Annotated in this window: 8 protein-coding genes; 5 read left to right on the forward strand and 3 right to left on the reverse strand. The window is 35.6% G+C overall.

Annotated features, from left to right (window positions below; translation table 11 throughout):
* Positions 1-166: 166 nt before the first annotated feature.
* On the reverse strand, positions 167-1,963 hold the full coding sequence (locus tag H4J50_RS17215) for an acyl-CoA dehydrogenase C-terminal domain-containing protein (protein WP_108456065.1): 1,797 nt from the start codon (positions 1,961-1,963) through the stop codon (positions 167-169).
* Positions 1,964-2,345: 382 nt separating this feature from the next.
* Between H4J50_RS17215 and H4J50_RS17220 the strand changes: the two genes are divergently transcribed.
* The 4 genes from H4J50_RS17220 (at position 2,346) to H4J50_RS17235 (ending at position 5,841) form a co-directional block, all read left to right on the forward strand.
* Complete coding sequence (locus tag H4J50_RS17220; RefSeq protein WP_182257485.1) at positions 2,346-3,008, forward strand: nitroreductase; 663 nt, start codon at positions 2,346-2,348, stop codon at positions 3,006-3,008.
* A gap of 5 nt (positions 3,009-3,013) precedes the next feature.
* The gene (locus tag H4J50_RS17225) at positions 3,014-3,940 is read left to right on the forward strand and encodes an alpha/beta hydrolase (protein ID WP_310733279.1); all 927 of its coding nucleotides are present in this window, start codon (positions 3,014-3,016) and stop codon (positions 3,938-3,940) included.
* A 307-nt stretch (positions 3,941-4,247) separates the two neighbouring features.
* Positions 4,248-5,144, forward strand: coding sequence for a bile acid:sodium symporter family protein (locus H4J50_RS17230; RefSeq protein WP_182257486.1), 897 nt, complete (start codon positions 4,248-4,250; stop codon positions 5,142-5,144).
* An 88-nt stretch (positions 5,145-5,232) separates the two neighbouring features.
* On the forward strand, positions 5,233-5,841 hold the full coding sequence (locus H4J50_RS17235; protein ID WP_108456062.1) for a glutathione S-transferase family protein: 609 nt from the start codon (positions 5,233-5,235) through the stop codon (positions 5,839-5,841).
* A gap of 65 nt (positions 5,842-5,906) precedes the next feature.
* Here the strand turns inward: H4J50_RS17235 and H4J50_RS17240 are convergent, their stop codons facing one another.
* Positions 5,907-7,502, reverse strand: coding sequence for a hemerythrin domain-containing protein (locus tag H4J50_RS17240; protein WP_182257487.1), 1,596 nt, complete (start codon positions 7,500-7,502; stop codon positions 5,907-5,909).
* Between the two features lie 571 nt (positions 7,503-8,073).
* Between H4J50_RS17240 and H4J50_RS17245 the strand changes: the two genes are divergently transcribed.
* Positions 8,074-8,766: a crotonase/enoyl-CoA hydratase family protein gene (locus H4J50_RS17245; RefSeq protein ID WP_108456060.1), complete on the forward strand. Its 693-nt coding sequence runs from the start codon at positions 8,074-8,076 to the stop codon at positions 8,764-8,766.
* A gap of 139 nt (positions 8,767-8,905) precedes the next feature.
* Here the strand turns inward: H4J50_RS17245 and H4J50_RS17250 are convergent, their stop codons facing one another.
* Positions 8,906-9,778: a haloalkane dehalogenase gene (locus tag H4J50_RS17250; RefSeq protein ID WP_259366286.1), complete on the reverse strand. Its 873-nt coding sequence runs from the start codon at positions 9,776-9,778 to the stop codon at positions 8,906-8,908.
* Between the last annotated feature and the right edge of the window lie 117 nt (positions 9,779-9,895).

The following is a 9,895-nucleotide window of genomic DNA, read 5'->3' on the forward strand; positions in this document are numbered from 1 at the left end:
ATATATCAAACCTATTAACTCGCAATCTATTAACTCAAGCTTATGATCAAAAAAGGGTTATGATCACTTTAGCGTAATCCATAACCCTTATTTATATATACCTGCTTTTATAATCGTCGTATCTTTTACTTACGTTATTTTATTGTATAAATAGTAAGTCTATCGATTAAAATGAAAAGTCTTCACTGGCTAATGACATCATCGAATCAGAACCACCTGCAATACAAGCAGCGTGACCTTGAGCTCTAGGTAATATACGTTTAAAGTAAAACTCACATGTTTGAAGTTTTGCTTGATAGAAAGCGGCATCTTCAGCACCAGTTTTTAATTTTTCATGAGCTACTGAAGCCATTTGTGCCCAAAAATAAGCCAAGGTAACGTAACCCGCGAACATAAGGTAATCAACTGAAGCACCGCCAATTTCATCTGCATTGCCCATGGCCTTTTTACCTACATCTGCCGTAATATCCTGCCATTGTTGAAAATAAGCACCTAGCGTTTGTATTTGCTCTGTCATCGCTGCGTTATTCGCGTTGGCTTGACAAAATTGAGTCACATCAGCCATAAATGGTTGTAAAATTGCACCTTTACTGCCTAATATTTTACGTGCAAGTAAATCTAATGCTTGGATACCCGTTGTGCCTTCATAGAGACAGCTTATTTTGGTGTCACGCATTAATTGTTCCATGCCCCACTCTTTAATAAAACCATGTCCACCAAATATTTGCACACCATGGCTGGTACATTCAAAGCCTAATTCACTTAATAGTGCTTTTGCTATTGGCGTTAGTAAAGCGAGTTTAGTTTCAGCATTTACAGTTTTTTCTTTATCTTTTTCAGCATGTGTTATATCAACTAATTGTGATAAATATCCGATAAGCGCTCGTCCGCCTTCAGCGATAGATTTTTGTGTGAGCAACATTCTACGAACATCTGGATGTACTATGATGGGATCAGCTGGACCATTTGGATTTTTAATCCCGCTAATTGAACGCATTTGCAAACGATCTTTGGCATAAGCTAATGCGCCTTGAAAAGATGCCTCTGTTGCTGCAGTACCCTCAAGGGCCACACCTAAACGTGCTGAATTCATAAAAGTAAACATGCAGTTTAAACCGCGATTAACTTCACCAATTAAATAACCTTTGGCATTATCAAAATTTATCACACAAGTTGCATTGGCGTTAATGCCCATTTTGTGTTCAATAGAGCCACAACTAACACCGTTTCTGTCAGCTACCGTTCCGTCTTCATTTACGTTAAATTTTGGAACAATAAATAAAGAAATTCCTTTACTACCTTCTGGTGAGCCAGGAATACGAGCAATAACTATATGTACGATATTGTCAGATAAGTCGTGCTCTCCGGCAGATATAAATATCTTTGAACCGGTTAATGAATAACTACCGTCTGCACTCAATTCGGCTTTAGTACGCAGCATACCTAAGTCAGTACCACAATGCGCTTCGGTTAAGCACATGGTGCCTGTCCAACTACCTTCAACTAACTTTGGCATAAATTGTTGTTTTTGAGTTTCAGTACCATGTGCCTCAATAGTTGCTAATGCGCCATGACTTAAACCAGGGTACATAGCGAAACTATGATTTGCTGATGACATCATTTCGCTGATTGCACTATTGAGTGAATGCGGCAATCCTTGACCACCAAATTCAACACTTTGAGATAAAGTAGGCCATCCACCTTCAACATATTGTTGATAAGCGTCTTTAAAACCATCAGGTGTTGTTACTACACCATCTGTCCAAGTACACCCTTGTTGATCACCAATTTGATTAAGTGGCGCAATAACTTGCTCAGTAAATTTGGCGGCTTCTGATAAAATAGCATCAACCATATCTTCACTGGCATCGTTGAACCCTAAGTGTTGATAGTGTTTGTCACAATTAAGTAATTCTTGCATGACGAACTTTATATCTCTTATCGGTGCTTTATACTCTGGCATTTAAATACTCTCCACATTAATTTATGACAACATTACAATCACTATATGCATATATTGATTATGCTAATTACATTGACGTTATAAAACAAATGAATATTATTAATCACTATCTATTAAAAAATCGTATACAGAAAAGCATTAATACTGCCAAAGATTATAAAATGCATAATTAAATCAATTGGTTTTTCTCACATCACGTTTGCTATTTTATGGCTCAGCCTACTTAACCTGCCCTACTATATTTTATTGGAATACATCACCATAATAATTATTCATTGGTTTTATAAAGAGTGTAGATTTAATATAAGTATATGTGCTTATTTTTGTAAGTTACTCGAATGGTTATTAAAATAATATTTTATATGTTCATAAAGGATGTCTTATGTCAGTTATTACCTTGTTAGAAGAGCGATATTCAACTCGTGCTTATTTAAGTAAACCCATTCGCCAAGAATTACTTGAAGCAATTTTTAAACAAGCACAACAAGCACCATCAAACTGTAATGTACAGCCTTGGCAGACTTGTGTTGTTTCAGGCGAGAAAAAAGAGCAACTGAAAAATGATTTAGTTGCGACAATTATGCAAGGTGCAACGCCAAACCCTGATTTTAACTGGTTACCTAAATATGAAGGTATTCACCGAGAACGACAGTTCGGTTCGGCTAACGCATTGTATTCTGCAATTGGTGTAGCGCGTGAAGATAAAAAAGCACGACAAATGGCAATGATACGTAACTGGCAATTTTTTGATGCGCCGCATGTAGCATTTTTTACTATGGACAAGTACCTAGACATAATGGGCGCTGTTGACTTAGGCATTTACGCACAATCTTTATCGTTAATCTTAGCTGAACACGGCATTTCATCTTGTATGCAAGGCGCTTTGGGACAATTTCCAGACCCCGTTAAAAAAGCGCTTAATCTGCCTGAACAGCGTGGAATTTTATTTGGTATGTCGTTTGGTTACGCAGACGAAAGCGCCGCAGTTAACGCTACTCGCACCGAACGAGAAAGTGTGGCTAATGCCGTTGAATTTTTTAGCTAACATTGATGCAAACGATGCCGCTAAAAAGCCACTACATAGATATTGAAGGTGTTAACATACATTATGTTAGCGCCGAACCATGCGCAAATGAAAATACCAATACCGTTGCTACATTGGTTTTTCTTCATGGTTTTCCCGAGTATTGGCAAGCATGGCAACATCAACTCAACTATTTTTCAAATAACTATCGTGTTATTGCTCCTGACTTGCCCGGTTATAACTTAAGCGATAAACCCGATGATGTTAATTTTTATCAGGTTCCACACTTAATTGCATTTATCAGTAAATTTATCGCAGCGGTAAGCCAAAACCAAAAGGTATTCTTAGTCGCACATGATTGGGGGGGCGCTATTGCTTGGCCCTTAGCCGCGTTCTATCCTCAATATATTGATAAGCTAGTCATTTTAAATGCGGCGCATCCAAGTACTTTCACTCGTGAAATGATCAACAATCCCCTACAACGCAGTAAAAGCGACTATATTCATCAATTAATTGACCTTAATGCTATAGATTTACTTCAACAACATAATTATCAGTACTTGTGTGAAAAAATGACTTTTTCTGATGGTTCTTCGGTATTAAATGACAACACTAAAACCTTGTATATTAATGCTTGGCAACAAACGGGGGTTATTAATGGCATGCTTCAGTACTACCGTGCTATGCCTCAACTTGCGTCAAAAAACGAAATAAATTCAAACGAGCAAGTAAAGCAAGTTACTGAGATGAAAATACCCAATATTCGAGTGCATGTTCCCACCTTAATATTATGGGGAGAACAAGACGAAGCCTTTGTTGTAGAGAATCTAGACGACCTTGAGCAGTATGTACCAAACTGCACGATTAAACGTTTTCAAGATGCCAGCCATTGGTTGATGCATGAAAAATCTACTGAGATTAATCGCGCGATTGAAGATTTTATCTACGCTTAATTTTTAACTCTTAAGCAATTTTATTAAATAACGAAGTAAAGTCATTAGATTCACTAATAAATATATACAAAGCCTTGATAAATTCATTGAGGCGTTATGTGTTTTATGCATAAAGCAAGATAGCAATAAGTTCGTTATTTTGTGTTTATAGGAAAGTAAATATAGCTAGAAGAATGCAATCAAAAGCAATTTATACAAAATAACTGTGCCGGTAACAGGTTTGATAGTTCAGCCAACAAAAGTAAAGCGCTGTTATTTCGACATAAATTTAACCAAGAACGTTCAATAGCCTCCAATGGAGATGAATATGCAAGGTACAGAATTAGTCACATTAGTTAATACTCAAGTGGTTCCAATATGTATATTTTTGATTATGATGGGTATGGGATTATCGCTCGTACCAAATGATTTTAAACGTATCTTAAAATACCCAAAAGCAGTTTCGGTTGGCTTACTTAATCAATTAATATTACTTCCCATTATTGGCTTTACACTTGCTAATATTATGCCATTAGAACCTGAATATGCGGTTGGTGTTATGTTGTTAGTGCTTTGCCCTGGCGGTACTACCTCAAACATGTTTTCGCATATCGCAAAAGGCGATGTTGCACTTTCTGTTACCATGACCGCGGTGGCAAGCTTAATCACCGTTTTTACCATTCCAGTTGTATTAAATTTATCGCTTGTGCACTTTATGGGTGAAGGTAGCCAGTTTCAGCTCCCCTTAATACCTACTATTATCAGTTTAATGGGCTTAACCATTGTGCCTATTGCTATTGGCATGTTAATTAAATCTTTTGCACCTCGCTTTGCTGATAGTAGCCAAGTATTAGTGTCGAGATTTGGTATTTTGTTTTTAACCTTGTTGATTATATTTTTAACTTATGTGCAACAAGATATTGTTGTATCGGCTTTTATTGCTACAGGGCCAGTTTCTCTTATATTAAATATTTCAACAATGGCGTTAGGCTACTATTCAAGCCGCTGGTTTGGTTTAAATGCCGCACAAACCACCTCAGTGACTATTGAGGTAGGCCTACAAAACAGTACATTATCAATGTTTATGGCGTTAACATTATTAGCGAATTATAAAATGTCGTTTACCCCTGCTATTTATACTTTGGTGATGTTGTTTACTGCAGGTGTATTAGTGAGATTTTTACGCGCTAGAGTTAACTTACCCGCATCGCAAGCTCAAACCTAATTAATTGAAATAGCAATAATTTCGACATTAGTTACGTTATAGTGTCGTATTTATCAACTAGAAATAAAGAAAGCTAAAGAGAACTATTATGATAACAATTCATCATCTAAATAAGTCACGTTCAACCCGTGTGCTTTGGTTATTAGAAGAACTTGGCATGCCATATAACGTGGTTAACCACGTGCGTGATCCGCTAACAAGATTAGCTCCAGAGAGTTTACGACTGGTTCATCCGCTTGCTAAAGCTCCCATTATTGTTGATAACGAAATTACTTTATGTGAATCGGGAGCGATTATGGAATATTTGCTTAATCAAACCAACAATGAAAGCCTTCGTCCCAAAATGAATACAACTGAGTACTACCATTACCTAGAATGGCTTCATTTTGCTGAAGGATCACTAAGTTTACCTGTCATCAGCACGTTATTAATGTCGATGGAAACACGTGATGGTAAACAACCTCTTGATGGCTATATCGCTAAGGAAATTAATTTAGACTTTTCTTATATTGAAAGTACTTTAGCAACACGCCAATATTTTGCAGGTGATTGTTTTACTGCTGCTGATATTATGATGACAATTGTGCTTGAAATGGCTGATAATCTAGGGTTACTAAAATCTAGAACTTATACCAAAGCCTATTTAGATAATGTAAAACAACGCTCTGCCTACCAAAAAGCAGCAAGCTTGGGCTGAACTATAATGCGCAGACATGATAACACAATATAAACTGCTCATGCTGTGCACTTATTTAATCTAAATCAACTGAAACTTTCGTCTTCTATTGATAATGCATAATCTTTATACAACATATCAGATTGTAATATATGTTGAGTAAGCCAATTGTAAACAAACATGGCGATTTTATGCTGTATTTCAACAGTATAATGATCCAGTTTCTTTATTAAAGCCATAAGGTTAGCTTTTAATTCTTCATGCTCTTTTATATGCTTTTCAGTGTCTGGATAATTAATTTGTTTTAATAAGTTTTCTTCTGATTCTAGCTGTAAGTCGATATATGAAGTTAAGTGCTGAGCAAGTATAATGGCAGACTGTTTCTCATCTTTATGATAAAAATCATTTAACATGGTAAATATCATTTCATGTTTATCATCAATATCTTTATTACCTAAAAGGTATTTAGGTAACCATTTAAATACCACCTTTTTGTCTTTTTCTTTATATTCCAGCACTTCATTAGGTGATTTTATCGCTTTAATGATACTTTTTAATATGGCACTTTTTTTAGAGGGTTTTATTAAATAACCGCTCAAACCCAATGGAAACCAGCGTTTTATCACTTCTCTATCGCGATCTTGAGTATAGGCAATAATAGGTACTTGATTACCTTCTTTGCGAATGATTTCTGTAATTTCAATACCGTTTAAGGTGGGTAAGTCATAAGCTAAAAGTACAACGTTGGGTTTAAAGTTATTTATCTCATCTAAGGCAGCTTTTCCATCGTTAACTAATACATACTTAAATACTGTATCAGAAAATATTTTATCAATAACATGGGCGAACATATTAGAAGGTTCAGCCACAAGCACCTTATAACAAGTACGTTGAAAGTGTTCTATATCTTGTACCTCAGCACTTAACAAGCCTGTATTTACCCTTTCAGACAGAGAATCTTTAATGTTGTTTTGAATAACCTTTGCTTTTACCGCTTCATTATTATCTTTTAATTCAAGTAATTGATCTAAAATCCCCTGAATTTTACTCGAAACAGTGTCATTCATTTGGTCTAGTGATAAACCGACAAGATTTTGTAAAACTACTTTAGCTTCTTTGTCCTCAATAGCGGTTTGCGTAGCTGACAAGATATCTTTTTCACATTGATTAACACCTTCTATGAATGTTTTTTTAAGTGCTACACCATGCTCAATACATGAGGCAAGTTCGTCTTCACCATCACTCACCAGTTGATTTAAGCTATCATTGTTACGGCTTTCTATTAGTTTTAATTCTTTTAATAAAACAAGTTTTAAGCGGTAAGGTTCATTTAACGGGTTAATAATGGCGTAATCGTCAAACAAACCATTCTCGCAAGCCAAATAAGCACGAAATGTTTCGCGGTTATTGATCAATAATATGGCACTATGAGGCGCAATATTTTGTTCATATTCTTCGAGATAATTGATATAAAATTCAATTGTATTTTTGATGTTATTTGATGAGAGTAATAAAACCTTAGGTTTCATTGCGGTTAAGCTGTTTAGTTTATCGGGGCTAAATTTATAAGTTTTAAAGTTCAAGCCTAATTCTGTTATTTGTTGAATTGCAGGCTCTACAATATCTCGCTCTTGATAAACCATAACAATGTCAAGTTGATTTGTAATTTTAGCCGGCTTCATTTATAACTTCTCTCTATTAACACAGTTTAATTTGTAGCTATTAACTTTATCTAAAAATGTCATAATTTTTACCGGTTAACTTTGACGACATTATTAAATGTTAATAAAGTTTTTTGATAAATATGTCGATATAGCAGGTACTTATAAAAGTAATAGTAGTTAAAAAATTAAAATAAAGCATGGTTAAAGTGTCAATTTTTTAAATTTATTTGTTATTTTATATATAAAGCGAAGATTTAGTCTAAATTTCATACTATCAATGACTGTATATTCATAAAAAAGACCTCAGTACAGTTTTGCTAAATAACTAAACATAAAGGTTAACACCCTTGTTATAGTTAAAAGTTTTAATAAAAACACATATTTTGCTGGTGATTGTTTCTGTGCCCTTGGTAATATGGACTTACTATTTTAAAATAGTAAAAATTAACTTTATTAGCAATAAAAACAATAATCAAGCTAGCATTATTCAAAACATCTGCAGACAATAGTAAGATGATTTTGAATGTAATAACATTTACTATTTTCTTATTAAGTCATTAATAAGAAACTGAAAACAATAGGAAGCACCGTGGAATTAATCGATTTAGACATTAGTGAAAACATAGCAACAATTACCCTTAAAAATGGCAAAGTTAATGCTATTTCCCATCAAGTAATTACTGAAATAAATGACGCGTTAGATCAAGCAGAAACTGCCGGTGCAGTGGTTATTTTAACAAGTCAGCCAGGAATATTTTCTGGCGGCTTTGATTTAAAAACAATGAAAGAAAGTTCAGCATCAGCAGTAGCTTTAGTTACTGCTGGCTCTACTTTATCTCGACGTATGTTGTCTTTTCCTTTTCCTATAATTGGTGCTTGTACAGGGCATGCAATAGCGAAAGGCGCATTTTTATTACTTAGCTGTGACTACCGTATTGGCAGTTTGGGCAAATTTAAAATAGGTTTGAATGAAGTGGCTATTGGCATGACAATGCATCAAGCTGGCATTGAAATAGCCCGTAATCGCATGCCAATCAACTACTTAACTCGTTCTGTAATCAATGCTGAATTATTTTCACCAGAAACAGCTGTTCTAGCGGGATTTTTAGATACGCTAGTTGAACCTGAACAATTATTAGATACAGCTAAAGCCGCTGCTACTCAAATGCAAGCTTTGAATATGAAAGCGCATCATGGCACTAAATTAAAAGAAAGAAAGGATATTTTAGCCGCACTCGATGCCGCTATAGAACTTGATTCTGCAATGGTTATTGCTCTATAACTGAGTTTGTAATGCTATACACCAGCGTTGTATTACTGAATTAGCGTTAATTTAACAATGATTTTATAGTTGGTTTTAAAATTATCGCTATTAAAAAGTGAGCGCCTAAACCGTGCTCACTTTTTTTATATTTAACCCATTAGTTATTACCGTTATCTTTGATAAATTTGATCACCACTTGCGCTAACTGTTCGCCTTGATCTTCTTGTAAAAAATGCCCCGCGTTGACTATGGTGGTATGGGCTTGACCTTTTGTACCCGGAATTAACTTTTGCATTATTTTATCACCACCAGCCGTGATCGGATCTGAATCACTAAATGCGGTTAAAAATGGTTTATGCCATTGTCTCAATATCTCCCATGCTGCCAAATTACTTTTTGTTGCAGGATCATCAATACTTGTTGGCACTAATAAAGGAAACTGTCGGGCCCCTGCTTTATATTTTTCTTCTGGATATGGAGCATCATAGGCGGCAATAATTTCAGCCGATAATACTGAAGTTGTTCCGCTATTTATAATGTTACCCGCTGGAAATTCTGGAACTTCTTGAGAAAATTTTTGCCATTGACTGAATGCTTCTCCAGGTGAATGCTCTCCTGTGGGTAGCATAGTGTTCGCAGCGACAACGCCACTAAATCGCTCACTTTGTTCAGCAACTAAACGTAACCCTATCAATCCGCCCCAATCTTGACAAAACAAGGTGATGTTGGACAATTGTAATTGATTAAGTAATGCGTGCATCCAATCCACGTGGCGTTTATAAGTATAGTCAGAACATTGGGTCGGTTTATCTGAACGACCAAAGCCGATCAAGTCGGGTGCAATAACCCGAAATCCTGCACTCACTAAAACTGGAATCATTTTACGGTATAGGTAACTCCATGAAGGTTCACCATGCATTAAGAGAATTAATGCACCATCTTTAGGCCCTTCATCAATAAAGTGGACTCTTAGCTGCCCACCTTCGGTGTCATCCACCATCAAATAGTTGGGTAAAAAGTTATAACTCAAGTTTCGGGGTTCAAAATAGACGAGGAAATAACAATAACCTAATGATTTAAAAGAAGTTGATGCCTCATTGTGGTAAAATACTTGTTAACTAGACAACGTAAAAAACCACAAGAGACA

Source organism: Colwellia sp. 6M3 (assembly GCF_014077595.1).
Taxonomy (GTDB): domain Bacteria; phylum Pseudomonadota; class Gammaproteobacteria; order Enterobacterales; family Alteromonadaceae; genus Cognaticolwellia.